The organism is Faecalicatena orotica (assembly GCF_003149245.1).
Taxonomy (GTDB): domain Bacteria; phylum Bacillota; class Clostridia; order Lachnospirales; family Lachnospiraceae; genus Faecalicatena_A; species Faecalicatena_A orotica.
In genome coordinates this window covers 727,662-753,217 of sequence record NZ_QGDL01000001.1, presented here as the reverse complement: position 1 = coordinate 753,217, position 25,556 = coordinate 727,662, and the positions used below count along the sequence as shown (strand labels likewise).

Genomic DNA, 25,556 nt, shown 5'->3' with positions numbered 1-25,556 from the left:
TTTATGGGCACATTGATTGTAGGAGCTATCGTAGTGGGAGCAGTCGCACTTGTTATCAGGGGAATGATACGTGATAAAAAGAATGGAAAGTCTATTCAGTGCGGCGGTGACTGCAAACATTGCGGAGGACATTGTGGACACTAAAGAAATGATTGTAGAGAGACTGAAAGAGAACGGATGCAGGATTACAAAGCAGCGTCTCATGTTGATCGATATCATTCTGGAAAATGAGTGCCAAAGCTGTAAAGAGATTTACTATCAGGCCGCGCAGGCAGATAAAAGAATTGGCGTTGCTACAGTATACAGGATAGTGAATGCCTTAGAAGAGATCGGGGCAATCAGCAGGAAGAACATGTATAAAGTAGAGTGTGCCAAAGACTCATACGAAGAATGTGCAGAGGAAGGAACCTGCATTGTTGTTCTGGATGATGAAACGACGTACCATCTGACACCCGGCATCTGGAATAAGGTTGTGTCAGAAGGGCTGAAAAGATGCGGTTACCTTAAGAACCAAAGGGTCGCATCCATAAAAATAGAAAAGTAATGCGAAGCGCTTAATGAGAGCCAATCCCACTAAGCGCTTTTATTTTTAACAACATACTGAGAATGATTATCAAAGGAGAAAGCTTAAGATGAAAAAGTATGGCGAGGTTTTGTTTTATATAATAACAGCAATCATGATTCTTTCCGGGTTCTGCATACACCCGCTGGGAGGGGTTCTGGCGGTGAAGATGATACATAAGGTGTCAGGGCTTTTGTTCTGCATTTTCCTGATTACTCATGTGACACGTTACGGGAAAAAGTTAAGGAGGAAGAAAACTCATGTTTCATAAACGTTTGTTGAAAGAATTCAATGATAACCGGAAATACATAGCAGGCATGGTGCTCACGCAATGGGTCACTTTACTTGCAAATGTTGTTCTGATGCTCTTCGCAGCCTCTTTTATTGGACATATGAGTGATGGGAGCCTTACGGCCTCTGATTTTCAAATTATCCTTCTGGCACTGGCGGGGGCTTTGCTTATCCGTGGGATTATGAATACTTGGAACAGCAGGCTTTCCTTTCAGGCTTCGACGGAGGTCAAGAGCAGGCTGCGTGAAAAGATTTACCGGAAACTGATGGAACTGGGAAGCCTCTACCGGGATACCATCGCAACATCCGAGGCCGTCCAGATCAGCACGGAAGGCGTAGACCAGCTGGAAATCTATTTTGGCAAATATATCCCCCAGTTTTTCTACAGCCTTCTGGCTCCGGTTACACTCTTTATCATTGTCGGCAGCATGGACATGAAGGTGGCGGCAGTGCTTCTTTTATGTGTTCCGCTGATACCGCTGTCGATTGTTGCGGTACAGAAGTTCGCAAAGAAAATGCTGAGCCGTTACTGGGGAACTTACACAGAGCTTGGAGATTCTTTTCTGGAGAACCTTCAGGGGCTGACGACGCTGAAAATCTATCAGGCAGACGAAAGATATGCAAAGAAGATGGACGAGGAGGCAGAAAAATTCAGGAAGATTACTATGCGTGTGCTGGTGATGCAGCTGAATTCCATTAGTATCATGGATCTGGTGGCATATGGCGGTGCGGCAGCAGGGATCATACTGGGGATTCTGGCCTATGGAAAGGGCGGCATCAGTCTTGAGGAATGTTTCTTTATCATTATGATTTCAGCCGAATTTTTTCTGCCGTTACGTCTGCTTGGTTCGTTCTTCCATATCGCGATGAACGGAAACGCGGCGGCGGATAAAATCTTCCGCCTGCTGTATGCACCTGTCCCTGAAAAAGGCAGTGTTTCAGAGATTCCGGAGAGTTCTGTTGTTTTTGAAAATGTCACATTTGGGTATGACGAAGAGAAAAAGGTGATTCAGGATGTAAATTTCACCGTGCCGGAGGGCAGTTTTACGGCTTTGGTTGGAACATCCGGATGTGGGAAGAGTACGATCGCATCACTGCTTATGAGAAATTATCTGGAATATGGGGGCAATGTAAAAGTTGGCGGTGTCAGCGTCAGAGACATTGATGAGGATACACTTTATCAAAAAATCACCAGAATACGCCATGACAGCTACCTGTTCAAAGGCACTGTCTGTGAGAATCTGAAGATGGGAAAAGCAGATGCGTCCAGAGAAGAAATGCTGTGGGCGCTGAAGAAGGTGAACCTGTATGAGACCGTGATGGAAAAAGGCGGACTTGACATGGTGCTGGAAGAAAAGGCAGCGAACCTGTCGGGCGGCCAGAAACAGAGACTGGCTCTGGCACGTGCGATCTTACATGACAGTGATATCTACATTTTTGATGAAGCAACCTCCAATATAGATGCCGAAAGTGAAAATCTGATTATGGAAGTCATACGTGAACTGGCCGAAGTGAAGAGCGTGATCCTGATTTCACACAGACTGGCAAATGTGACGTGGGCGGACCAGATTCTGATGATCCAGAACGGGACAATCATCGAGCGGGGAAGCCACAGGCAGCTGATCGAAGAGGGCGGAGAATATGCGAAGCTCTATGAGAGTCAGAAGGAACTGGAAAAATACGCAGGAAAGGGGGCGGCATAGATGAATCATACAAAGAAAAACAGAACTTCACTGCAGGTCATGGCCGGACTGATCGGAATGATAAGGCCGCTCTTAGGACTAATGTTCCTGGCGGTGCTGATGGGATGCGCAGGCAACCTGACTGCTACATTCCTGACTATTTTCGGGGGATACGGGATGCTTGAGGCGGCCGGAGTATATACAGGGCTGTCATTCGGGACAATTGCCGCAGTGCTGGTTGTATTTGCCGTGTTCAGGGGAATCCTGCGTTATGCGGAACAGTCCTGTAACCATTATATTGCATTCAAGCTTCTGGCGAGAATACGGCATCAGGTATTTGCAGCGCTCAGAAAGCTGGCCCCGGCCAAGTTAGACGGCAGTGAAAAGGGAAACCTGATCTCAATCATTACCAGTGATATTGAACTGCTGGAAGTGTTCTATGCACATACGATTTCCCCCATCGCGATTGCCGTGGCCTCCTCGGTCTTTATGGTGGTATTTCTGGGGATGCTTAACCCGGCGGCAGGAGCAGTGGCCTTTGTTTCCTATTTGATAGTGGGGGTGGTCATTCCCGTCAGGAACAGCAGGAAAGGGAAGAAAAGCGGCCGGAACTACAGGGATTCCTTTGGAAATCTGAATACATCGGTTCTGGATAATCTTTACGGGCTGGAGGAACTTCTCCAATACCAGCAGAAAGAGAAACGCATGGCTGATATGGCCGGAAAGACAGAAGCACTTGAAGAAACGGGAAGGAAGCTGAAAAAAGATGAGAACATACAGCGGATTGCAACCGACTGTGTAATCCTTGCAGCGGGAATAGTGATGCTTATCGTATGCGGACTTTTCGTGCAGGCGGGGCAGATGGAATTTTACCAGGGTGTGACTGCCGTCATCGGAATGATGAGTTCCTTTGGTCCTACAGCAGCTCTTTCGGCATTGTCAAATAATCTGAACCATACTCTGGCAAGTGGAAGCAGGGTGCTTGATATTCTGGAAGAGACACCAGTTGTGACGGATAATGAAGAGGGTGCAAAACTGCCCGAAGGTGACGTAGTCTGCCGTAATGTTTCATTCAGGTATGAGGAAACGGACGATGGAGTGCTGAATGATTTTAACGCAGTTTTCAGACCCGGAAAAATTCATGGAATACTGGGCCGAAGCGGCTGCGGAAAATCAACACTGCTAAAGCTGATGATGCGTTTTTATGAGGCAGGAGAGGGGAGTATTACATACGGGGGAGAGGATGTAAATGAGATCCGCACATCGTCCCTGAGAAAGAAGCTTGCTTATGTAACGCAGGAGACGTTCCTGTTCCATGATACGATTGAGAATAATATCAAGATTGCTAATGAGAATGCGACCAGGGCGGAGGTTGAGGATGCGGCAAGGAAAGCATCTATTCATGAGTTCATCATGTCACTGCCAAATGGGTATGACAGCCGGCTGACTGAGCTGGGTGACTGCATCTCCGGGGGCGAGAAACAGCGCATCGGGATTGCCCGTGCATTCCTCCATAAAAGCAGGATGATACTGCTGGACGAACCGACGAGCAATATTGACAGCCTGAACGAGGGTATTGTTCTGAAAAGTCTGGAACGGGAAAAAGAAGACAGGACAATCCTCCTTGTTTCACACAGGAAATCAACGATGGGGATTGCAGACGAAGTGGTTCAGATGTAAAAGTAAGGAGGGCACAATGAGCGTAGTGATAATCGGAGGGCATGACCGTATGGTATGCCAGTATAAGAAAATATGCAAACAGTTCCACTGCAAGGCAAAGGTGTTTACACAGATGTCTGCCGGATTAAGCAAACAGATTGGCAGCCCGGATCTGATCGTATTATTTACGAACACAGTGTCCCACAAAATGGTAAAGTGTGCTGTGGAAGAAGCCGGAAGGTGTAATGCCGATGTTATAAGATGTCATACAAGCAGCAAGAATGCACTCGAAGAAATATTAGGAAATGTCTGCTGTTTATAAGTTGTGGATTACGCCTCTTTGGTTTATAATAATATAAATCAAGGAGGCAGGTGATAAAATGAAAAAGATGATCCCCATAGGGTATGAAGATATCAGGGAACTGATTGAACATGGTTTCTATTATGTTGATAAAACGCTGATGATAAAAGAACTTCTGGATAACCGGGCAAAGGTGAACCTGATTACGAGACCCCGCCGTTTTGGGAAAACGCTGAACCAAAGCATGATCAGACGTTTTTTTGAACTGGAACTGGATGATAACGGGCGTAAGATTGATAACGGTTATATTTTTAAAGACCTAAAAATTTCTGCGTGCGGAGAATCCTATATGTCATGGCAGGGAGAATATCCGGTTATTAATTTATCATTGAAATCTGGTAAACAGCCGGATTATGAGATGGCATATGCAAGCCTGATTGATGAGATCGCCAAAGAATACAAAAGACATTCTTATATACTTGGGACAGATAAACTGACAGAAGAAGAGAAGGGGCGCTTCAGAGCCCTTATGGAACGCAGGGCAGGGAAGCTGGACAATGCAAAGTCTTTAGAATTTTTATCCTACTGCCTGTCGAAGTTTCACCAAAAAAATGTCATTATTCTGATTGATGAATACGATGTACCATTAGAAAATGCCTATTTTGCAGGATTTTATGACGAGATGATTACCTTTATCCGTTCATTATTTGAATCTGCGCTAAAGACCAACCAGAATCTCGAATTCGCTGTGGTTACCGGCTGCCTGAGAATCAGCAGGGAAAGTATATTTACGGGGCTAAATAATCTTGTGATATATTCTGTTCTGACCCCAGGGTATTCAGACAGATTTGGATTTACCGAAGAAGAAGTAAAAGATATGGTTTCTTATTATGAAATAGAAGAGAAGTTCACAGAATTGAAGGAATGGTATGACGGCTACTGTTTTGGTAATACAGAGATTTATAATCCCTGGAGTATCATTAATTATGTGAAAACGGCTACAATTGATATCAATGCTTTCCCAAAGGCTTACTGGTCGAATACGTCATCCAACAGTATTGTCAGGGAATTGGTGGAGAATGCGGATTTTGAAACAAAAAAGGAATTAGAGAGCCTGATTGCAGGCGAGACGATAGAAAAACGGGTTCACGAAGATATCACGTATGGTGATATCCATGAATCACAGGATAATCTGTGGAATTTCCTATATTTTACCGGATATCTGAAAAGTACAGGGGAGCGTCAGATCGGAGAAGATATCTTCTTAGAATTGTCCATCCCAAATGCGGAAATTCGCTCGATTTACCGCAATATGATATTAACGTGGTATGATAAAAAGGTACGCAGGTCGGACACGACCCCATTATTCCGGGCAATAGACAGCGGCGACTGTGAAGCCTTTGGAGATTTTATTTCAGAACAGCTTCTTGATACGATTAGCTTCTTTGATTATGCAGAAAATTATTACCACGGTTTTCTTACCGGATTGTTGAAAACGTCAAAGAAATATAGCGTCTGGTCTAATCGGGAAAGTGGTACAGGCAGACCGGATATTATACTAAAGACGCCGTCCGTAAGGGGATCCGCCGTTATTTTGGAGTTAAAAATAACGGATGATTTCAGTAAAATGAAGGATGTATGCCGTGAGGCGCTGAAACAAATCGAAGAAAAAAATTATGAAGCGGGATTACGGACAGAGGGATATAGTAATATTAAAAAGTATGGCCTTTGTTTTTACCGGAAGGAATGTCTTGTAATGAAAACAGGAGCATAAAGAAAAACGTACAGCTCAGGCGCAAAAAGCCTGAGCTGTATTAATATACAATAAATTACAGGAATTTCCCTAAGAAAACCGAAATATATTGGAAGAAATTTGAAAGATTTATTATGAATTCATTAAGAAACCTACTTTACCGGTGCATCTTTCAAAAAGTCTGTTATAATAGTCACTAGACCGAGATAAAAAGGAGTTGGACATCATGGGAAACAGGCTTGGGAAATTAAAGAAAATCATACCGGCATATGCAGTATTTCCTCTGTTATCCTGTTTGGCGGTTAATTTTATTGTTTATATGGGAACGGACCGTATTACAGAAAACTGGAAGCATTATGACCTCACACTTCCGATTGACAGGGCAGTCCCGGTAGTGCCTGCGTTTGCAGCGGTATACTTAGGGTGTTACCTTTTCTGGACTGTAAATTACATAATCATAGCGAGGCAGGGGAAAGAATACTGCATTCGTTTTGCGGTGGCAGACATGATGTCACGACTGATATGCGGGACTTTCTACCTGCTTATGCCTACCACGAATATCAGGCCTGTGCTGGCGGAACCGGGATTCTGGGATTCGGTGCTTTTGTTTGTTTACAGCATTGACCCGCCCACAAGGCTGTTCCCGTCCATCCACTGTCTCGTAAGCTGGTTCTGCTATATCGGGATCCGCCGGCAAAAGAATATACCGAAGGGCTACCGGATGTTTTCCTGCTTTTTTGCACTGCTTGTCTGTGTCTCGACGCAGCTGACCAAGCAGCACTATATTGTAGATGCCATAGCAGGCATCATACTGGCAGAAGGTACATACTGGCTGGCTTTTCATACGCGGCTTTATCAATATCCCCAGAGGGTATTTGACTGGCTGTATCAGAAATGTTTTCACAGGAGGGTAAGACCTGTGGGAAAGAGAGTGAACTGTGACGAGTAAGAAGAAAAAGATTGCGAACGCGGCATTCGTTGTGCTTGTGTTTGCACTGACAATTTACAGCGTATTTAAAGGAGAAGATCTGCGTGCCGTTATCCGGACAATTTTAAAGGCGAATCCACTGTACCTGATTCCCGGGGTGGCGGGGGTGGTCTTCTTTATCTGGGGGGAATCCATCATTATCCATTATATGATGGGCACCCTGAAAATCCATACGAAGAAGTGGACCTGTTTCTTATATTCCTGTGTAGGGTTCTTCTTCAGCGCCATCACACCATCTGCGAGCGGCGGGCAGCCGATGCAGATATATTATATGAGAAAGAATAAAATTCCGGTTCCGGTATCGACATTAGTGCTGATGATTGTTACAATAACATATAAGTCAGTCCTCGTTGCTATCGGACTGTTTGTTGCATTCTTCCAGAGGGGGTTTGTACATAAGTATCTGGAAGGGATTCTGCCGGTGTTTTACCTGGGGGTGGGTCTGAATGTTGCATGCTGCATTGCCATGTCGATTCTGGCATTCCACCCGGCCCTGGCGAAAGGGATTATGATGTGGTGCCTGAAGATTCTGGAACGGCTGCACATTTTAAAGCATAAGCCAAACCGTACAGAGAAACTGTCTGCTTCGATGGACCAGTATAATGCAACGGCGGCGTATTTGAGGACACATGCAGGAGTGATTGTGAATGTGCTGGCCATAACATTTTTACAGAGGTTTGCCCTGTTTTTTGTAACATGGTTTGTGTATAAGGCATTCGGGCTTCACGGGGCACACATCTATGATGTCGTGATGCTGCAGGCGGTAGTGTCGGTATCGGTTGATATGCTTCCCCTCCCGGGCGGCATGGGGATCAGTGAGAATCTGTTCCTGATTATATTCAAAGGCATTTTTGCCGCAGGACTCCTTCTGCCGGGCATGGTTTTAAGCAGGGGGATTGCATACTACGTACAATTGCTGCTCAGTGCGGCAATGACCCTGTTTGCCCATCTTACCATAGGACGCAGACAGAAAGAAGCGGCAGAGAAACCGTGTTGTGAGGCGCAGGGATAAATGTGGTGAAAGATAAAATCTAAATGAGAAGAGAGAGAATAAGATGATTGGTTTTTATAATTATACAGTGGTACTGACTTATATCAGCCTTGCCACATCAGTATTCGGGATGACTCAGGCGGTTCACGGAAGGTTCAAGACGGCAATCCTGTGTCTTGCGTTATCGGGCCTGTGTGATATGTTTGACGGTAAGATTGCGCGCAGAAAGAAAGACAGGACGGAGGATGAAAAGTCCTTTGGAATCCAGATAGATTCCCTGTGTGACGTGGTTTGTTTCGGAGCCTTCCCGGCATTGATCTGTTATCTGCTGGGGGTAAGGGGGCCGATCGGTATCGCGGTCATTATGGTGTATTGTGTGAACTCCGTCATAAGGCTTGCTTACTTCAATGTCATGGAGGCAAAGAATGCACTTGTGACAGAGAGCGGGGAGAAGTTCTACAGAGGACTTCCAATCACCTCGATGGCGATTGTGCTGCCCCTCGTATTTATGATCCAGTTTTTCGTTCCGGATTCGATTTTCAGAATTTGTCTTCATTTGGCACTGCTGATCGTGGGAATCCTGTTTGTTGTTGACTTCCGGCTGAAAAAGCCGAAGAATGCCACACTTGCTGTGCTGGTTGCCGTTGTCGGTGCCGCAGTAGTCATTATGATTGTTTTTACCCGTTACCGTATCAGCTTCCATCCGGGATGGCCCTGGCTGTATTGGGTGAGAAGGTTATAAGAGAGAGGGTAAATGATGAAGTATATTGACAGAGAAGGACGGATAACAACAGCAGATTCCGGGCAGGACAGACTGCTGAAGAGGATGTATTTGAGCCGCGCGGGGCGTAGGATTCTGAAAGTTCTGATCTGCCCGTTTGTTTCCAGAGCAGGCGGCTGGCTGCTGGACAGAAGCTGGTCACGGGTCCTGATTGTCCCGTTTGTGAAGGCGAACCAGATTGATTTAAGTGTCTGCGAGAAGGAACGTTTTCGTTCTTATAACGATTTTTTCACACGGAAACTGAAGGACGGGGTCCGTATCATGGAGGGAGACGAGTGGACACTTACAAGCCCGTGCGACGGAAAGCTGAGTGTCTACCCGATTGTCCATGAAAAAGGTAAAAAAAGCAGATTCAATATTAAGAACACGTCTTATACAGTGGAATCTCTCCTCCGGTCGCCGAAACTTGCAGCATATTATGAAGGGGGAACGGCGTTTGTGTTCAGGCTGACGGTCGATGACTATCACAGGTACTGTTACGTTGATGACGGGATGAAGTCAGAAAACTGCCATATCCCCGGGATCTTTCATACGGTGAATCCTGTGGCGAACGATGTCGTCCCCATTTATAAGGAGAACACAAGGGAGTACTCACTCTTAAGGAGCAGACATTTTAAGACGGTACTGATGATGGAAGTGGGGGCCCTGATGGTCGGGCGGATTACCAATTACCATGAAGCATGCCTTGTAAAAAAGGGCGAAGAAAAAGGGCGTTTCGAATTCGGCGGTTCCACGGTGATCCTGCTGTTCCAGAAAGATGCAGTCAGGATGGATGAACGGCTGTTTCAGAATACACAGTCCGGTTATGAGACAATCGTAAAGATGGGTGAGCGTATCGGAGAATCAATAAGAGGTCAAAAATAAGGGTATTATTTTTGACCTTTTTGCATGCCTTAAGGCAGTCAGATTAAAAAATGTCATTTTTGTACTACAAAGTCAGACAAAAAGTGAAAAGCTTAGTGGGACAGATTTCGTTACAATAAAGAAGACAAAAAGAAGAATCTGTACTAATAGAAATGTGAATAAGAATATGTATCGTAACGAAAGGAGCAGTCAAACTATGAAGTTAGGATTTATTACAGCAATTTGTGACGGAATGACATTTGAGGAAGTCGTGGATTTTGCATCTGAGAATCATCTGGAATGCCTGGAAGTAGCGTGCTGGCCGCAGGGGGGCGCACAGAGGAGATATGCAGGGGTCAGCCATATTGATGCTGCAAATATGAATGAAGACAAGGCGGCATACATTAAAAAGTACTGTAAAGACAGGAATGTGGAGATATCTTCCCTTGCATACTACCCGAATACACTGGAGCCGGACATAGAAAAGCGTCAGAGTTATATTGAACACCTGTATAAACTAATCGATGCATCGGCTATGCTGGATGTGAATATGATTACTACGTTTGTAGGGCGCGACCCAAAGAAAACGGTGACGGAGAATCTGGAGACTGTAAAGGAAGTATGGCCGCCAATCGTAAAGTATGCAGAGGAAAAAGGTGTGAAGATCGGGATTGAAAACTGTCCGATGTTATTTACAGAAGATGAGTGGCCGGGCGGGCAGAACCTGATGACGTCTCCTGCAAACTGGAGGAAGGTATTTGAGATCCTTGACAGCCCGAACTTCGGGATTAATTACGACCCGTCCCATTTTGTATGGCAGCAGATTGATTATATCAGACCTCTTTATGAGTTTAAGGATAAGATTTTCCATGTACATTATAAGGATATCAAAGTATACCAGGATAAGCTTGCCGATGTGGGAATCATGGCGGCCCCGCTTGAATATATGTCCCCAAAGCTTCCGGGACTCGGGGATGTGGACTGGGGCAGATATGTTTCTGCGCTGACCGATATCGGATATGACGGATATACATGTATCGAGGTGGAAGATAAGGCATTTGAGAAAAATCTGGAAGATGCAAAGAAGGCAGTACTACTGAGTGCAAAATATCTTAGGAATTTTGTTATATAATACAGCCACAGTTTAGGAGGATACGTGAAAATGAAAAAATATGCATTTGGAGTAGATATAGGCGGAACGACTGTAAAGCTGGGATTATTTGAAACAGACGGGAACCTGCTTGAGATGTGGGAGATACCGACCCGCACCGTGAGCGGCGGAAAGTTTATTCTGGGGGATATATCGGAGGCAGCCTATGAAAAACTGAGTGAGAGAGGCATCTCCCATCTGGATGTGGAAGGGATTGGCATGGGTGTTCCCGGTCCGGTCGGACAGGACGGTACCGTTTTTAAATGTGTGAACCTCGGGTGGGATGTATTCAATGTGGAGCGTGAACTCGGCGAACTTACCGGAATGCGGGTGAAGGCAGGAAACGATGCAAATGTGGCGGCTCTTGGTGAGATGTGGCAGGGCGGCGGAAAAGGCTGCAGCAATATTGTCATGATCACACTGGGAACCGGCGTAGGAGGCGGTGTTATCATTGACGGGCATATTCTGGCAGGGTATAACGGTGCGGCAGGAGAGATCGGGCACCTGCCGATGACAGATGACGAAACAGAGTGCTGCGGATGCGGAAAGAAGGGGTGTCTGGAACAGTATGCTTCAGCGACAGGGATCGTCCGCATGACAAAGAAATATCTGGACGCACATAAAGATATAGATAGTTCGCTGAGAAGCATCGAAACCTTCAGCGCGAAGGATATCTTTGATGCGGCAAAGGCAAAGGATGAGGCTGCCGTGGTCATGGTAAGTGAGCTGGGACGCATGCTCGGGAAGGGGCTGGCACAGATTGCCTGCGTTGTGAATCCTGAGGCTTTCGTTATTGGAGGCGGAGTGGCAAAAGCCGGGGATATCCTGCTTGATGCTATCAGGGAGCATTATGTGGAATATGCGTTTCATGCGTCAAGAGATACGGAATTCCGTCTGGCATCCCTCGGAAATGAGGCAGGTATCTATGGCGGTGTAAAACTGATTATAGGGTAAATTAAAATCCCCACCGGAAAAGAAGCTCCGATGGGGATTTGTTATTGTTATAAATTGAACCAGTCGCCGTAGCCCATTTTGATCAGGTTGTCCCGGCTGATTTTCAGGCTCTCGAACGGGTCCCTGCCGTAGGTAGAATCCTGTTCGATGAGGAAGTATTCACTTCCGCCTTCCAGTCCGGCCTGAATGCATTCCTGGACAGGCAGGCTGCCTTCCCCGATTTCTGCAAATTCTACGATGTCAGTGAACGCCTGCATGAATTTCTGTGGATCAAAATCCCCTTCCGGCATACGGAGTTCTCCGATGCGGTAATCCTTTAAGTGGAGCAGGCGGATTCTTCCGGCATATTTCCGGATAAATTCAACCGGGTTTTCTCCTCCGCGCTGAATCCAGTGGATATCCAGTTCAAATCCCATATGCCTGGTTGTGTCTTTGATGATATCCAGCAGGTATTCGCCGTCATACTTTGCGAATTCTACGTGGTGGTTATGGTAGTAGAGGTCGATATCGTGTTCTTTTAACCGGGCTGCCATTTCATCTGCCCGTTTTACGAAGTCCAGTGCCTTTTCGCGGCTTCCCATGCAGGTCATTGGCAGCATGCCGATACGCAGCATGTCACAACCGAGTTCTTTCATGTCTGCTACAATTTTATCAAAATCACTCACAAGATACTCTCCGGGCATTCCCGGAAACATTGGTTCGAGTGATGCAGAGCAGGCTGCAATCTTTACACCGAATTCTTCCGATGCTTTTTTCATGCCGGCTACGTTTTCAGGGGTCATTGGAATCTGGCTGACCTCTACACAGTGGTAGCCAAGTTCCGCACATGCCTTCAGCGTGCCGTAGGCCCCTAACTCATTAATTTTATCTTTAATCGTGCTCATCTGTATGCCGATTAATCCTTTTTCCATTACAGTTTTCCTCCCTATTTAAAAACAGTTCGTAACTGTTCAGGACCATGAACAGTTACAACAGTTCATTTTTAGTTACATGTGCCTCTCAGGGCCTGATGCGCTTTCCTGTCCGGCCTGACTGCTGAATCGCGTCAATCAGCCGGATGCTCATGACAGCGTCTTTGACATGCAGATAGTCCTGGCTGCCGCTTTCAATCGCCTGATAGAATGCCCGGATCAGTTTTTCATGGCTGGCGCCGTAGTAGAACTTTTCCCCTGGCATCTTTGCATCCTCTGCAAGGCGCTTCTTATTCCCGTCCGGTTCCGTCTGGTAGAGCACATTATCGATGATGGAAAATTCTGCGCCCCCGGTCTGTACCGAAATCTGTACGCCTTCGTTTTTATAATTGGCGTTAGTTGCGAAGAACAGGCCCTGTGCCCCGCTTTCAAACCTAAGTGCGGCAGATACGGTATCTTCTACTTCTATGCCGTAATCCAGAAGCTGGGATACAGAGGCGTTAATACTCTCAATTGGACCGCCTAAATAGTAGAGCAGGTCCAGTGTATGTACGGACTGGTTGATCATGCAGCCGCCGCCTGCATGTTTCCATGTGCCGCGCCAGGGCTTTTCATCATAATAGGACTTCGGCCGTGCCCAGGGGACGAACCCTTTTAGGCCTGATACCTTTCCAAACTGTCCGCTGTCGATCAGCTCTTTGAGCATTTCGACCGATTCATTGAAACGGTTCTGCAGGCAGATACCGATGTGTCTGTCCGGATGGGCTGTCTCAAAGGCGGCAAAGTCCTCAGCCTCAGCCGTATTCATGGCGACAGGTTTTTCACAGAAAACATGTGCTCCCAGATTAACGGCCTCTTTGGATACCGGTACATGCAGATAATGCGGCAGGCAGACATGTACCACATCCGGCTGTTCTTTTTGGATCATTTCATGGTAATCCGTGTAAAATGCAGTGCCTTCAGGGGCGCGTAAACGAGCCCCTTCATCAATGTCGCACACTGCTTTAAGTGTAATATCAGGATTGCGCCGGATTGCCGCGATATGTATTGCGGAGATGTCTCCTAAACCAATTACGGCTGCACTTTTCATCTTATTCATATCCTCCAGTCCTTTTTATGTTCTGCCGAAATCCGGAATATACCCGGAACGGCTTATCTGGCCGGGAACTTACCTTCTTCTGCAATTTTCTTGTTCAGTTCGCTCAGGTACAGTTCTTCATCTACCGGGTTGTCTACCTCTTTTCCGAGCCAGGAAGACAACTGGGTGGCATTGGCAAGATTTACGCCGTTGATGCCGTCTGAACCAGGTGCGAGCAGGTCAGTCCCTTCCAGAATATGCAGGGCGAAGTTTTCCATTACAGTCGTATGCTGAACGCCCCAGCCATCTGTATTTTCAAATGTTTCCACGGTGTACATGCCGTCTGCGCCGGAAGCATTGCCCATAGTCAGCTTGGCAACATCCATCATGCTCATGGTCTCATTCATCTCTTTTTCATCCTTTTTCAGGCGGTAAACGGTAGCAGTCTGGCTGGAATCTACTACAATCTTGCCACCGTCAAGGTCTATTTCAAGACGGTCTGTCCCGATCGGGTCATGAGTACAGGTGATAAAGGTTCCTGTCGCCCCATTCGGGTACTCTGTTACAATGGTCACGTCGTTTTCTACGGCAATATCCCTGTGACATCCGTACAGGCATTTGGCATATACTTTACTTGGAATACCGCAGATCCACTGCCAGAGGTCCAGCTGGTGAGGTGCCTGATTAACGAGTACACCGCCGCCTTCTCCGCCCCATGTAGCGCGCCACTCACTCTGTGCATAATAGCTGTCCGGGCGCCACCAGGAATTAATGATCCAGTTGGAACGGCGGATTTCTCCCATTTCACCGGAAGCCACGATTTCTTTAATCTTCTGGTAGAGTTTGTTGGTACGCTGGTTGAACATAATACCAAATGCAGTTTCAGGATGTTTTGCCGCGCATTCGTTCATCTCGCGCACAGATTTTGCAAATACACCGGCAGGCTTTTCTACAAGTACGTTCATACCGTGCTCAAGACAGTAGATTGCAATCTCCGGGTGCAGGTAGTGGGGGACAGTCGTGATGACAGCGTCTACATTACCGGAAGCCACCATCTCTTTCCAGTCTGTATAGAATGGATATTCCGGATAGTTTTCCCTGCACATTTTTTCTTTTTCAGGGTCAATATCGCACAGCGCCCCCAGTTCACAATGTGGCGGGCACTCAGGCGCGGGCATTCCCGGAAAGCCTCCTTTCCCTGTCAGAAATCCGGCATAAGCGCCTCCCTGTGCACCAATTCCAATTAGTCCAAAACGAATCTTTTTCATATTTTTCTCCTCACTTTTCTTTTTTGTTTTACAGATAACTGCATGGTATTAAGGCTGTCCGATTTTTTCTAAAATGCTGCATAATGCATGGTACTGCATGGCGTACCCTTCCCTGCCGTCTTTGGCTTTGTTTTCTTTAATGATATTTTCTGCCGCCGTAGTCTCTAATGAAGCCAGGGAATCAAACAGCACCAGATGCGGTTCCAGGGTCAGGAACCCGGTATATCCTTCTTTGCGGATGGCGCGGTCCAATAAGAGTTTGATCTTTCCTTCCCCCGTGCCGCAGACAACATTCTCCTGATTTGAAGAGACAGCATCCTTGATATGAATGTACCTGATGAAAGGCTTAAGCAGGTTCCAGCATTCCTCCGGGTCTTCACCGCACTGTACGAAATTGGCAAAATCAAAGGCGGCGTAAAAATGTGGATCCTTCAGTTCGTCAAATAGTATTCTGCAGCGTTCCTTCGTATCCCCATATATATCCTTTTCATTTTCGTGGAGCAGGATGATGCCGTGCTGTCTGGCAATATCCAGAAACTGTCTGGTTTTTTCAAGGACTGTATTGCGGAAATCATCCGGATTTTTTCCTTCCGGGATGAAAAAGCTGAACATACGGATATAACTGCAGTCCAGTAACTTACAGATCCGGCACAGCTCTTCCAGCTGGAGTTTCTGCTTTTGGAATCCTTCTTCGTCCTCTATGTCTACCTTTCCGACCGGAGAACCGATAGATGATACTTTTACGCTGTATTTGGAAAGCAGGGGCATTAATTCCTCCTGCACTTCCTGTACGGTATAGTCTGCAATTCCCTTCTTGTTTGCGGAACGCAGGGAAATGTAGTGCATTCCAAGCTCCGTGACAACCTTAAGCTGCTGTTCAAAATCCGGGCTGATTTCGTCTGCAAATCCTGATATATGGATTTGTTCCTCCATACCTGTTTACCTCCTTCTTTTATGATATGATTTAAGTATAGCCCTGAAAAAAAATAGTAGGTATTCCAGTATTTGTTGAAATTAGTAAATTTTTTACATTTATTTGAGACACCCTGAATATTATGCTAATATTAATGTAATAAATGCGAATAGGAGAACAGCTATGCCTGATAATCAATTGTTACTGTCATATACACAGGCCATATTGTCTGAGATGAGGATATCCTCCAGAATCATTCAATATCCATTTCTCTGGGAGGCGCTATTCGATCATGAATTACGCAGATCCATTTATACGGAAGCAGACTACCGCACCTTCTGTAAGAATATCTCAGCTGACTGCATGGATATTTACCAGAAGCATATTCTTGGAAGGGGGACAGACCGTTTCGGGTGCGAGTACATCTTCGTCAGACTGCCACAGGAAACTCCGGCCCTCTTTGTCGTGGGTCCGTTCACCTATGTTCCTTTTACAATGACACGTGTCGATGAATACTGCCGGAAAGCAGGCCTTCCGGAACATTTTCAGGACTTTATGCAGCAGTATTATGTGTCCCTCCCTGTGATTCCTGAAGAACATGGGATGGAGAGCCTGATTGGAAATCTGGCACAGTTCCTGTGGGGGGAAGAGAAACTTTCCATGCCCCATTTGATCTTGAATACGCATCAGGCGGGGTTTAGTGACCATACGGATATGATACCAAAGCCAACCCCGAGTTCGATTGTCTATATGGAGAGCAAATATGAGAGTGAAGAACGGCTGTGTGCCTATATAATGGAAGGAAATCTGGAAAAGATAGAAGAAATCAGAGAAAAGCTCAGTTTAAGTTCTATAAAGCAGCACTTTCCGGATTCGCTGCGTGACCAGAAAAATAATCTGATCATGTTCAACACAATCTGCCGCAAAGCTGCCCAGTCGGGTGGTGTTCATCCGGTCTATGTGGACACAGAGGTCAACAGAATTACGGCACTCATAGAATATGCCGTGAACATAAAGCAGCTTGACAGCATCTACAAGGACATTCCCCGGAAGTACTGTATGCTTGTGCGGACATACTCGATGGAAGATTATTCGCCGACTATTAAAAAGATTGTGACCCATATCAGGCTGAATCCGGACACGGACCTCACGCTGAAGGCAATTGCAGAAAAGTTTTCCATGAATAAGAACTACCTTTCGACTCTTTTTAAAAAAGAAACCGGAACCAGCCTTACGGCATTCGTGAATCAGGAGCGGTTAAATTACGCAATCCGGCTGCTGAATCTTACACAGCTTCCGGTAGGGGAGATTGCTAAGATGTGTGGAATTGATGATATGAATTATTTTTCGAGGCTGTTTAAGCAGCATGTAGGGACAAGCCCGAGCAGTTACCGGAATAACCTGAAAAAAGCCTGAGCAAGTCCTGTACTGGGATTTACATAATTTCTAAAGGATGCCGTATACTATGGATGAGGTGAGAATATGGAACAGAACTACCAGATAGCGGATATCACGAATGAAAGTATTACCGAGATTAACGAACTTCAGGAAAAACTGAAGCAAGAGACGAAAGAAGATATTGTATTGATAGCTTATCAGGCGGTCCGGGATGAGAATTAACTCACCCAGACTTTCTGATATATTATTTACAGCAGATGCTGTGACAGCTTTGTATACAATGCTGCGACAGCCGCATGGTAATAGGCTGCAGGAAGCGCATAGATGGCTGTCGAAACCGCGCGTCCTATGCCGGTCGGCAGGATCAGGCTGAAACGGTAGGAGAGGAAGAAGCAAAGAGCAATCCAGCCTAGGAATGTCAGCTGCATGATGAAGAGGTTCATCTTTTGCCCGGCCGTCATTTCACGGCTTTTCTGCATTGCCACGCCTGCGGTCATATCCGGATGCTGTGCCAGAATCCACGGAGTAAAAAATGTGCGGTAATACTGCATGATTCCCGGTACAATCAGGATCAGGCCGCCGGCAAGGACGGTCAGATATCTCACGGTCATTCCTTTTACGATAGAAAGGTATGTCTTTTTCCCCCGGGTGAAAAAATGCCACAGGGTATCAAATTCTGCGCTGCCGTCATTCAGATCCATATAAAACCTGTTCTTTCCTGCATTCAGTGGCAGATAAATAAAAATAGTGCCAGCAAGCAGGATGGCAAGGAGCAGGGCGGAGCCTGACAGAGACAGAGAACGGATACTGCTGCCCTGGTTAAAGAAGAGTGCAGGGATATCTGCGATCAGTCGGATTACCAGAACCACCAGATAGGCCTGTATAAAGTTTTTATTTAAGCAGGTGAGTCCTTTTTTCTTGATTTCTTTTGATGACCATACCATAATTTCTATCACAGGCCCCGGCTTTTTGCCGGGACCATTCCTCCATTTCTTGAATATACAGCCGACAGTGCTTTCTTATTTCACAGGAAACTTTTTTCCTACAGTCCAATTACAGATGCAATAATTGTGAACACGGCGCAGATAACAAGCTGGATCAGGAACATCGGCATTGCAAAGCGCACCCATTTCTCATAGCCTACGTTTCCGGCGCCGAGGCAGGCATTCGTTGTGGAGCTGGTCGGGATGACTGCGTTACTAAATCCTTCGCCACCCTGGAATGCCACGATTGCTGTCTGCATTGTAACTCCTGTCAGGGATGCGATGGCCGCCATGAATGGCATAACAAGTGTAGCCTGTCCGCTTCCGGATGGAACGAAGAAGTTAATGACTACGTTGGCGATCAGCATACCGATCGAGATCAGTGATGACGGAAGCATCTGCAGCAGGGATGAAAGTCCGGAAACGATGGTGTCCATGATCATACCATTTTCAAGGACGATCAGGATGGCGCGTCCAAGCCCGATAGCAAGGGCACCGAATACCATTGTCTTAGCACCTTTGATCCAGGATGTACAGATCTTGTTTCCACCAAGTCCCCCGATGATACCTGCGAGCAGTCCCATTCCGAAGAATGCGGCAGCCATGTCTGATGTACCCCAGGATAATTTGAGGGAACCATATACAACACATCCTAATCCGCCGAACAGAACAAGGATTACGAGAATCTGGCGTACGGAAAGTTTTGTTGTGAAATTTGCCTGTTCTTTCTCGTGTGCTTCTTTTTCGCTTAACCCTAATTCATAACAGTAGCTTGTAGAAGGAGATGCCTTCACCTTTTTCGCATAGCGGATAATGTATGCGCATGTGAAGACAAGTGTAACAATCTGCCATACCACACGGAAACCGAGTCCGGAGAACAGCGGGACACCGGCGATTCCCTGTGCAACAGCCGTTGTATAAGGGTTCAGGGCACCACAGGAGAATCCGACATATACACCGCCGAGCACCATTGCGATACCGGTGATGGCGTCATAACCGCATCGACGGGCAAGGGCGACACCGAGCGGGATGAACATAATTACCTGGGGGTCGAATGCCATCGTTGCACCGAGGATGGAGAAAATAGTGGTGATGGCGATAATCATCAGGGTTTCTTTTCCGTTTAGCCGGTGGGCGATTTTATTGATCCCCACATTCAGTGCATTAGTCTCGTCGAAGATACCGAAGGTTCCCCCGCAGACGAATACGAAGAAGATCAAAGCTGCCTGTGCCTCCAGTCCGGACGGGACAGCCTTTAGGAAATCCATCAGTGAAATCGGATTGGATTCTACTTCATGGAAGGAATCGGCTACAACGACCATCCTCCCGGTATCATTTTCCACGCGGTCATAAGAACCTGCAGGAAGGACATAGGTGAGTATCGCACATAAAATCAATATCATGAAGATGATAAAATATGTGTGTGGAACCTGTATGTCCCACTTTTTCTTCTTTTGTTTCTCACTATTCTCATTCATTTTTTCTTACTCCTTTTTGATAAGTAATAACTGGTCAGATTCTGAAACTTTACACAAGCGGCTGTGTCTTTTCCCCCAGCCAGATTTTTTCCTCTTCATTTAAATAAGGGGAGAGCTTGTGATAAGTCTCTTCGTGGTAATGGTCCACCCATGCTGTTTCCTCTTTTGTCAGCAGCCCGGTCAGGATAAGGCTGCGTTCAAATGGGCAGAAGGTTACAGTTTCAAATTTCAGGAATCTCCCGAATTCATTTACACATTCTTCCTGAACAAGAAGATTATTTTCCAGACGGACCCCGTGCCTGCCCGGTTTGTACACTCCCGGCTCATCGGAGAAGAGCATGCCGGTATCGAGTGGCACCTGTCTGGCATACGGGAACGGCGGTGCAAATTCGGTAATGATCTTTCCCGGACCTTCATGTACATAGAGCAGATAGCCCATCCCATGTCCGGTTCCATGTCCGAAATGGCGGGAATGATTCCACTGGACAGCTTTGGAGACTCCGTCGAGGACATCGCCGGTCATTCCGTAGACAAATCGCTGGGTGGCCAGTGCAATATTGGATTTTAGTGCCAGTGTGTAGTCGGTACGCATCTCCTCCGTGCACGGGCCTGTCGGGATCACCCGGGTAATGTCTGTTGTGCCGGTTTTATAATGGGCACAGATGTCGAACAGCAGCATTCCTTCTTTCTTTACCTCGGAATGTATCTCCTCAGTAGGACGGTAGTGGGGCAGGGCAGCGTTCGGACCATAAGCGATGATCGCCAGATTGGCAGGCATCAGGTAGTCCGGGTCCATCCTGCGGAAAATCTCCAGATCCCGGACCAGGTCGTATTCTGTCACAGTACCTGTTTCCAGCCGGTCATAAATATGCCGGATAAAACGGACAATCGCGGCGCTTTCCTTGAGGTTGCTTGTCCGGATATTCTCCTGCTCTGTCGGATTCTTCCGGCTTTTCAGGTAAGTGATGATATCCATCTGCTCGATGATATGTACATCTTTTGGGACAGAAGCGAAAAGCTTCAGGCTTGTTTTGTACGGATCCATCAGAATCCTGCTGCCGGATGTAAGCCTTGAAATAAGCGGGAACACTTCGTTTCTCGGAAAGATGCTGATTCCGTCTTCCTCCAGATGGGTACGGATGGCAGCGCTGAGTTTTTCCTCATCCATACACAGGCAGACTTCTTTCGGGGTGATCAGCAGATATCCGTGAAAAATCGGGTAGATCGGATGGTCCCCTCCCCTTAAATTCGTAAGCCATGCCACATCATCCAGACAGCAGCCCAGATAACAATCGGCATTCCTGTCCGAAATGGCAGAGCGCACGCGGGAAATCTTATCCTTTCTGGATTCGCCTGCATAGGGAAGCTCGAGCTCCCAGACCGGTGCATCCGGGATATCGGGGCGGTCATTCCAAAGCATCCCGGGATAATTCACCTCATGCCGGATGCTGACATCATACTGCTTCAGATAGTCCCTGCATTTCCTGAAATCAGCAATGGATAGGACCTCGCCGTCCATAGAAAGAACGGAACCGGCGCCCACATTCTTTACAAGCCATTCCATCCATCCCGGTGTTCCCTGCACCGAGGTGTTGCAGAGTTCAAAGACGCTGCTGTCTAGCTCGCGCTCCATTTGCGCCGCATAGCGTCCGTCACTCCAGAATGCGGCCTTTTCCAGAGTGATTACACAGTAACCTGTAGTTCCGGTAAATCCGCTGAACCACTGCATGGCACGCCAGTGTGTCGCGACGCCTTCACTCTGATGTGGATCTGCAGTACCGATGTAGACTGCATCCACGTGTTCCTGCCTCATCAGGTCCCTGAGGGCAGATACATGTTCTTTTCCTGACATTTAAAACCTCCTGACATTATCCTTGTTATTCTGGCAGCTGACAATACCAGAAATGCAGGTTAATCGTATAAGCAAAAAAGTAAAAATAAATAATTTGTGCCCTTGATGAGCTTACAAATTACTGCTATAATGACAATAAAGTTTTTTGCTTATACCTATAAGCAAGATTTATATTAGCATAAATCAATAAGAAATACAAGATAGAATGGAAAATGTTGTGCAATTTTTTAAAAAACTTTCAGGAAACATAACGGCATTACGACTAACTTTGAATCGGGGGATTTGTATGAAAGGCAATATTACAGCAAAAGAGATAGCAAAAATATGCGGAGTGTCCCAGGCGACCGTCTCCTATGTGCTCAATGACCGGAACGATAAGCGTATCAGTGAGGAGACAAAGGAGAGGGTGAGAAAAGTCATTGCAGAATACCACTATGTCCCCAACGAGGCGGCACGGAGTATGAGGAATAAGAAATGTACTGCCATCGGCATCGTCTGTGCGTGGGACTACAGCCGCCAGTCTTTTCTCGATACCATCGAGGGTATCGGAAGATATCTGGATAAGATGAATTATACACTGACCTTGTTTTATGAGAAGAAGGAAGACACTTCACCATCCTATATTAACAGCTATAAATCAAACCTGATCGACGGGCTGATCTATATCTCTAATAAAGAACATGAAAAGTTTGTAGAGCCTGCGGAGAAATATGACATCCCCTACGTGGTTGTCTGTATGGACGGCGTATTTTCAAAAAAATCACCGAAGCCGCACGCCTTCGACGATGTGCTGGAAGAATGCGTCCTGTTCTGCAGGCAGAAGCAGCTGAGGACCATCCGGTATTTCTCTGTAGATAACGAGGGTGTATTTGTAAACAACAAATATCCCCAGTTTGCAGAAATGGCCGCCAGAATCTACCCGGAGTGCGATCTGGAGCATGTAGTGATCCCGGTGAAATACCGGTGTCCGGAAAATATTTACCCGGGTCTGAAGGCATACATGGACACCCATGAATTTGATATCGCAATCTCCCATAACTACGACATCGGTTACCTGATCCAGCGCGAGATACTGAAAAATGGCGTCGTACTGCCCCAGCATCCGAAGAACATCTTCATTAACAACGTAGACTTCTACGCCATCACATACCCGTCCGTCACAGGCATTACCATCCCCTATCACGAAATGGGGCGGTATGCGGCAAAACTAATACTGGCTATACTCGCCGGGAAAGAAGAGGAGTTTACCTATCAGGAATTTACATGCAGGCTCATCCACAGGCAGTCTACCTTATGCTAATTTTTTTTGTTTGAAATGTTTTGTTCATTTTAATGCTTGACAATCGATATGATTTTCTGCCTGTCGGATGGACCAGCTTCATGTAAGGTTTGGTGGCCGGGGCTGTATATGCCGCTGCAAAATGCTAGAGTGTGCTTACGGATTCTAGAAAAAATGACACCTGAATGGCAGGGAAAAATATGATTCCGAATCATATTTTTGGAGAACTCAGCGCGAGAAATCATCAGATTTCTCGTGATGTGTTCTCTGTACCTGTCATTCAGGTGTCATTTTTTAGTAGAATCCGTTAGCAACACGGTGTGCATTTCGCAGCGGCATATACAGCCCCGGCTACCAAACCTTACATGGGGCGTCCCCGTCACCTAAAAGTTCCCTCTCTTTAGTCTGAGTGTGAATGTGCATCCGCCCCCGGCCGTGTCTGTGAGTGTGAGTGTGCCATCGTGCAGATGTGCCAGTTCTCTTGCCACGCTTAAGCCAAGGCCGAAGTGGGACTTATCCCTGCGGGACTGGTCGGTGCGGAAGAAACGGTCGAAGACCTGTGGTTTCTTTTCATCTGTGATTCCGGGGCCGTGGTCGGCTACAGATACGCAGAGATGGTGTTTTGAAACTTCTGCCCTCAGTTCTACGGGCAGATTCCTGCCGGTGCCGCCCTTCCCTGTACCATAGGTGAGCGCATTGTCAATCAGGATGGAGAAGATTTGTTCCAGCCGTTCTTTGTCTCCGAGGACAGGCGGCAGGGGTTCGTCTGGAAGGCTGATACAAAGCGGAACGTGTTTTTCTGAACACAGGGGTTCATAATGTTCATAGATGTCTAACAGCAGGGTATCCATATCAATCTGTTCACGTGCCACGTGCCACCCTTTTGTGTCGGCGGAGGCAAGGACCAGCATGTCATTTACAAGCCGCCCCATCCGTCTGCATTCTTTCTGTATAGTCGCCAGGAACTCCCCGGATCTGGAAGTATCCTCCAGAACTGCAGAGGAAGAGGCCTGAATGACAGCAAGGGGGGAGCGCAGCTCATGGGAGGCGGCAGCGATAAATTCGTTCTGTTTTTCTCTGTTTTTCGCAAGCGGCTTTAAGGAATGTCCTACAAAGAACCAGCTCACAAGAAAGATGGCGGCAATGCCGGACAGGCCCGTCGTGAGGAACAGGATGCGTCCGTTTTTGATCTGCATCTTTTTCTGCCGGTTATCGTGCAGGACCACCATGCTTTTAAAACCACCGGTCTGCGACGGCGTGACCATGACATAGGCCAGATAAGAGTCTCCATTTTCGCCGTTTAGGGACATGATGTCTGTTTTTTGGAGAGAGGTGGAGACAGGGGGGATATCCGGGCTGACCTGTTGTTTGCTTGCCATGTTTTTAGCCTTTTCTACGAGGAGGTCCCTGTCCGTCTTCGTAGTATAGGAACCTGGAAACAAGAAAGGAACGGTATTTTCTTCGATGTGGATGATCAGCTGATTCTCTATTTCCTGATCTGTCAGCCAGGACTGGGAGATGGAGCTGCCGTACTGCAGCTTCGAACTGAGCTCCATGATATTCTTTTCAAAGTTTTCAATGTTGCGCTCGGATATGGAGCGCTCTGTCGTATACAGGATGACTGCGAGAACGCAGACAAGGACCATGCCGGTCGTAACCGTGTAGGCCAGAGTCAGTTTTTTCCTTAGTTTATGAAACATCAGATTCCTCCATGCGGTATCCCACACCGTGAATGGTTACGATTTTAGTACGGCTGTTGAGGGCCCTCAGACGTTTTCTCAAGAAATGGATGTAATTATCAAGATTTCCGTCCTCGACTTCTGTATCCGGTCCCCAGATGTGTGTAAGGATGAGGGAACGGGGCAGGACCTGCCCTGCATTTTTGATGAAATATTCAAACAGGCCGGATTCTCTCTTAGAAAGAGAGAGAAGCTGCCCGCCGCAGGAAAGCTCGTGTTTCTCTTTGAACAGTTCAAGGTCGCCGAAGGTGAGGCTGTGTCCGGGGAGGATTGCGGCAGGCCTTCTTGTCAGCGCGCGAATCCTTGCCATCAGCTCCAGCACGTCGAATGGCTTTACAATATAGTCATCTGCACCTGCATCCAGACCGTCGATCCGGTCCGTGATATCATTCATGGCAGTGGCGAGGATGATGGGGGTCTGGATACCGTTCCTGCGGATGGACTGCAGGATGGTCATGCCGTCAACGCCCGGAAGCATCCGGTCCAGGATGATGGCGTCGTATGCCTGGTGAGATGCGTAAAACAAAGCATCTGTCCCTGTATTGCAGATATCTGTGTCATAGTTGTCCTTCACAAGATGGAGGCGCACGGCCTCACACAATTCCAGATCGTCTTCAATCAATAAAATTCTCACGATATCGGATCCTTTCTATTCTCAAAGAAATGAAAGCAGCGAAGCTGCTGAATATAGTATAGCAAAGA

The 25,556-nt window shown here is 46.8% G+C and carries 25 protein-coding genes; 16 read left to right on the top strand and 9 right to left on the bottom strand.

The window, feature by feature from the left end; translation table 11 throughout:
• Positions 1 to 3: 3 nt before the first annotated feature.
• The 13 genes from A8806_RS03315 (at position 4) to A8806_RS03255 (ending at position 11,955) form a co-directional block, all read left to right on the top strand.
• Positions 4 to 144: a FeoB-associated Cys-rich membrane protein gene (locus A8806_RS03315; protein WP_109729715.1), complete on the top strand. Its 141-nt coding sequence runs from the start codon at positions 4 to 6 to the stop codon at positions 142 to 144.
• On the top strand, positions 134 to 544 hold the full coding sequence (locus tag A8806_RS03310; protein WP_242995939.1) for a Fur family transcriptional regulator: 411 nt from the start codon (positions 134 to 136) through the stop codon (positions 542 to 544). The genes A8806_RS03315 and A8806_RS03310 overlap by 11 nt, the downstream gene beginning before the upstream one ends.
• Before the next feature lie 88 nt (positions 545 to 632).
• Positions 633 to 833 (top strand): hypothetical protein, encoded by a 201-nt coding sequence (locus A8806_RS03305; protein ID WP_109729713.1) that lies wholly within the window; start codon positions 633 to 635, stop codon positions 831 to 833.
• Positions 823 to 2,556: an ABC transporter ATP-binding protein/permease gene (locus A8806_RS03300; protein WP_109729712.1), complete on the top strand. Its 1,734-nt coding sequence runs from the start codon at positions 823 to 825 to the stop codon at positions 2,554 to 2,556. Before A8806_RS03305 ends, A8806_RS03300 begins: the two co-directional genes overlap by 11 nt.
• Complete coding sequence (locus A8806_RS03295; protein WP_109729711.1) at positions 2,557 to 4,215, top strand: amino acid ABC transporter ATP-binding/permease protein; 1,659 nt, start codon at positions 2,557 to 2,559, stop codon at positions 4,213 to 4,215.
• A gap of 16 nt (positions 4,216 to 4,231) precedes the next feature.
• Positions 4,232 to 4,516 (top strand): DUF2325 domain-containing protein, encoded by a 285-nt coding sequence (locus A8806_RS03290; RefSeq protein WP_109729710.1) that lies wholly within the window; start codon positions 4,232 to 4,234, stop codon positions 4,514 to 4,516.
• Between the two features lie 58 nt (positions 4,517 to 4,574).
• A complete protein-coding gene (locus A8806_RS03285) occupies positions 4,575 to 6,269 on the top strand; it encodes an AAA family ATPase (RefSeq protein WP_109729709.1) in 1,695 nt (564 codons plus the stop codon).
• A gap of 205 nt (positions 6,270 to 6,474) precedes the next feature.
• Complete coding sequence (locus tag A8806_RS03280) at positions 6,475 to 7,197, top strand: phosphatase PAP2 family protein (protein WP_109729708.1); 723 nt, start codon at positions 6,475 to 6,477, stop codon at positions 7,195 to 7,197.
• Complete coding sequence (locus A8806_RS03275; protein WP_109729707.1) at positions 7,187 to 8,248, top strand: lysylphosphatidylglycerol synthase transmembrane domain-containing protein; 1,062 nt, start codon at positions 7,187 to 7,189, stop codon at positions 8,246 to 8,248. Before A8806_RS03280 ends, A8806_RS03275 begins: the two co-directional genes overlap by 11 nt.
• 43 nt (positions 8,249 to 8,291) lie before the next feature.
• Complete coding sequence (locus A8806_RS03270; protein ID WP_109729706.1) at positions 8,292 to 8,969, top strand: CDP-alcohol phosphatidyltransferase family protein; 678 nt, start codon at positions 8,292 to 8,294, stop codon at positions 8,967 to 8,969.
• A 15-nt stretch (positions 8,970 to 8,984) separates the two neighbouring features.
• Positions 8,985 to 9,872, top strand: coding sequence for a phosphatidylserine decarboxylase (locus A8806_RS03265; protein WP_181368573.1), 888 nt, complete (start codon positions 8,985 to 8,987; stop codon positions 9,870 to 9,872).
• Between the two features lie 196 nt (positions 9,873 to 10,068).
• Complete coding sequence (locus A8806_RS03260; RefSeq protein ID WP_109729704.1) at positions 10,069 to 10,983, top strand: sugar phosphate isomerase/epimerase family protein; 915 nt, start codon at positions 10,069 to 10,071, stop codon at positions 10,981 to 10,983.
• 30 nt (positions 10,984 to 11,013) lie between these two features.
• Positions 11,014 to 11,955, top strand: a complete 942-nt coding sequence (locus A8806_RS03255) for an ROK family glucokinase (protein ID WP_109729703.1) — start codon at positions 11,014 to 11,016, stop codon at positions 11,953 to 11,955.
• A 47-nt stretch (positions 11,956 to 12,002) separates the two neighbouring features.
• Here the strand turns inward: A8806_RS03255 and A8806_RS03250 are convergent, their stop codons facing one another.
• From A8806_RS03250 to A8806_RS03235, 4 genes are all read right to left on the bottom strand, one after another.
• Positions 12,003 to 12,866, bottom strand: a complete 864-nt coding sequence (locus A8806_RS03250; RefSeq protein ID WP_109729702.1) for a sugar phosphate isomerase/epimerase family protein — start codon at positions 12,864 to 12,866, stop codon at positions 12,003 to 12,005.
• An 88-nt stretch (positions 12,867 to 12,954) separates the two neighbouring features.
• Positions 12,955 to 13,965 (bottom strand): Gfo/Idh/MocA family protein, encoded by a 1,011-nt coding sequence (locus A8806_RS03245; RefSeq protein ID WP_330405234.1) that lies wholly within the window; start codon positions 13,963 to 13,965, stop codon positions 12,955 to 12,957.
• 53 nt (positions 13,966 to 14,018) lie between these two features.
• Entirely contained in the window at positions 14,019 to 15,212 is a 1,194-nt protein-coding gene (locus A8806_RS03240) for a Gfo/Idh/MocA family protein (protein WP_109729700.1), read from the bottom strand.
• A 48-nt stretch (positions 15,213 to 15,260) separates the two neighbouring features.
• Entirely contained in the window at positions 15,261 to 16,145 is an 885-nt protein-coding gene (locus A8806_RS03235; RefSeq protein WP_109729699.1) for a sugar phosphate isomerase/epimerase family protein, read from the bottom strand.
• A 163-nt stretch (positions 16,146 to 16,308) separates the two neighbouring features.
• Here A8806_RS03235 and A8806_RS03230 point away from each other — a divergent pair, with 163 nt between their 5' ends.
• Complete coding sequence (locus A8806_RS03230) at positions 16,309 to 17,541, top strand: AraC family transcriptional regulator (protein WP_109729698.1); 1,233 nt, start codon at positions 16,309 to 16,311, stop codon at positions 17,539 to 17,541.
• 66 nt (positions 17,542 to 17,607) lie between these two features.
• Positions 17,608 to 17,745, top strand: coding sequence for a hypothetical protein (locus tag A8806_RS26070; RefSeq protein WP_181368561.1), 138 nt, complete (start codon positions 17,608 to 17,610; stop codon positions 17,743 to 17,745).
• Positions 17,746 to 17,771: 26 nt separating this feature from the next.
• Here the strand turns inward: A8806_RS26070 and A8806_RS03225 are convergent, their stop codons facing one another.
• The 3 genes from A8806_RS03225 to A8806_RS03215 all read right to left on the bottom strand — a co-directional run bounded on the left by A8806_RS03225 (position 17,772) and on the right by A8806_RS03215 (position 21,836).
• On the bottom strand, positions 17,772 to 18,479 hold the full coding sequence (locus A8806_RS03225) for a DUF975 family protein (RefSeq protein ID WP_109729697.1): 708 nt from the start codon (positions 18,477 to 18,479) through the stop codon (positions 17,772 to 17,774).
• Positions 18,480 to 18,565: 86 nt separating this feature from the next.
• On the bottom strand, positions 18,566 to 19,984 hold the full coding sequence (locus A8806_RS03220) for a YfcC family protein (RefSeq protein WP_109729696.1): 1,419 nt from the start codon (positions 19,982 to 19,984) through the stop codon (positions 18,566 to 18,568).
• Between the two features lie 49 nt (positions 19,985 to 20,033).
• On the bottom strand, positions 20,034 to 21,836 hold the full coding sequence (locus tag A8806_RS03215; RefSeq protein WP_109729695.1) for an aminopeptidase P family protein: 1,803 nt from the start codon (positions 21,834 to 21,836) through the stop codon (positions 20,034 to 20,036).
• A gap of 286 nt (positions 21,837 to 22,122) precedes the next feature.
• On the opposite strand from A8806_RS03215, the gene A8806_RS03210 reads away from it, so the two are divergent.
• Positions 22,123 to 23,136, top strand: coding sequence for a LacI family DNA-binding transcriptional regulator (locus A8806_RS03210; RefSeq protein ID WP_181368560.1), 1,014 nt, complete (start codon positions 22,123 to 22,125; stop codon positions 23,134 to 23,136).
• A 362-nt stretch (positions 23,137 to 23,498) separates the two neighbouring features.
• Here the strand turns inward: A8806_RS03210 and A8806_RS03205 are convergent, their stop codons facing one another.
• Together A8806_RS03205 and A8806_RS03200 are read right to left on the bottom strand one after the other, a co-directional pair.
• Complete coding sequence (locus tag A8806_RS03205) at positions 23,499 to 24,815, bottom strand: sensor histidine kinase (protein ID WP_109729693.1); 1,317 nt, start codon at positions 24,813 to 24,815, stop codon at positions 23,499 to 23,501.
• Positions 24,805 to 25,488 carry a response regulator transcription factor gene (locus A8806_RS03200; protein ID WP_109729692.1) on the bottom strand — a complete coding sequence of 228 codons (684 nt, stop codon included), beginning with the start codon at positions 25,486 to 25,488 and terminating at the stop codon, positions 24,805 to 24,807. Before A8806_RS03200 ends, A8806_RS03205 begins: the two co-directional genes overlap by 11 nt.
• Positions 25,489 to 25,556 lie beyond the last annotated feature (68 nt).

Coding starts and splice junctions, on each gene's coding strand:
- A8806_RS03240 (WP_109729700.1), bottom strand. CDS start 15,212: ATGAAAAAGATTCGTTTTGGACTAATTGGAATTGGTGCACAGGGAGGC.
- A8806_RS03215 (WP_109729695.1), bottom strand. CDS start 21,836: ATGTCAGGAAAAGAACATGTATCTGCCCTCAGGGACCTGATGAGGCAG.
- A8806_RS03270 (WP_109729706.1), top strand. CDS start 8,292: ATGATTGGTTTTTATAATTATACAGTGGTACTGACTTATATCAGCCTT.
- A8806_RS03205 (WP_109729693.1), bottom strand. CDS start 24,815: ATGTTTCATAAACTAAGGAAAAAACTGACTCTGGCCTACACGGTTACG.
- A8806_RS03285 (WP_109729709.1), top strand. CDS start 4,575: ATGAAAAAGATGATCCCCATAGGGTATGAAGATATCAGGGAACTGATT.
- A8806_RS03245 (WP_330405234.1), bottom strand. CDS start 13,965: ATGAATAAGATGAAAAGTGCAGCCGTAATTGGTTTAGGAGACATCTCC.
- A8806_RS03255 (WP_109729703.1), top strand. CDS start 11,014: ATGAAAAAATATGCATTTGGAGTAGATATAGGCGGAACGACTGTAAAG.
- A8806_RS03295 (WP_109729711.1), top strand. CDS start 2,557: ATGAATCATACAAAGAAAAACAGAACTTCACTGCAGGTCATGGCCGGA.
- A8806_RS03305 (WP_109729713.1), top strand. CDS start 633: ATGAAAAAGTATGGCGAGGTTTTGTTTTATATAATAACAGCAATCATG.
- A8806_RS03300 (WP_109729712.1), top strand. CDS start 823: ATGTTTCATAAACGTTTGTTGAAAGAATTCAATGATAACCGGAAATAC.
- A8806_RS26070 (WP_181368561.1), top strand. CDS start 17,608: ATGGAACAGAACTACCAGATAGCGGATATCACGAATGAAAGTATTACC.
- A8806_RS03210 (WP_181368560.1), top strand. CDS start 22,123: ATGAAAGGCAATATTACAGCAAAAGAGATAGCAAAAATATGCGGAGTG.
- A8806_RS03265 (WP_181368573.1), top strand. CDS start 8,985: ATGAAGTATATTGACAGAGAAGGACGGATAACAACAGCAGATTCCGGG.
- A8806_RS03260 (WP_109729704.1), top strand. CDS start 10,069: ATGAAGTTAGGATTTATTACAGCAATTTGTGACGGAATGACATTTGAG.
- A8806_RS03290 (WP_109729710.1), top strand. CDS start 4,232: ATGAGCGTAGTGATAATCGGAGGGCATGACCGTATGGTATGCCAGTAT.
- A8806_RS03315 (WP_109729715.1), top strand. CDS start 4: ATGGGCACATTGATTGTAGGAGCTATCGTAGTGGGAGCAGTCGCACTT.
- A8806_RS03235 (WP_109729699.1), bottom strand. CDS start 16,145: ATGGAGGAACAAATCCATATATCAGGATTTGCAGACGAAATCAGCCCG.
- A8806_RS03230 (WP_109729698.1), top strand. CDS start 16,309: ATGCCTGATAATCAATTGTTACTGTCATATACACAGGCCATATTGTCT.
- A8806_RS03250 (WP_109729702.1), bottom strand. CDS start 12,866: ATGGAAAAAGGATTAATCGGCATACAGATGAGCACGATTAAAGATAAA.
- A8806_RS03280 (WP_109729708.1), top strand. CDS start 6,475: ATGGGAAACAGGCTTGGGAAATTAAAGAAAATCATACCGGCATATGCA.
- A8806_RS03220 (WP_109729696.1), bottom strand. CDS start 19,984: ATGAATGAGAATAGTGAGAAACAAAAGAAGAAAAAGTGGGACATACAG.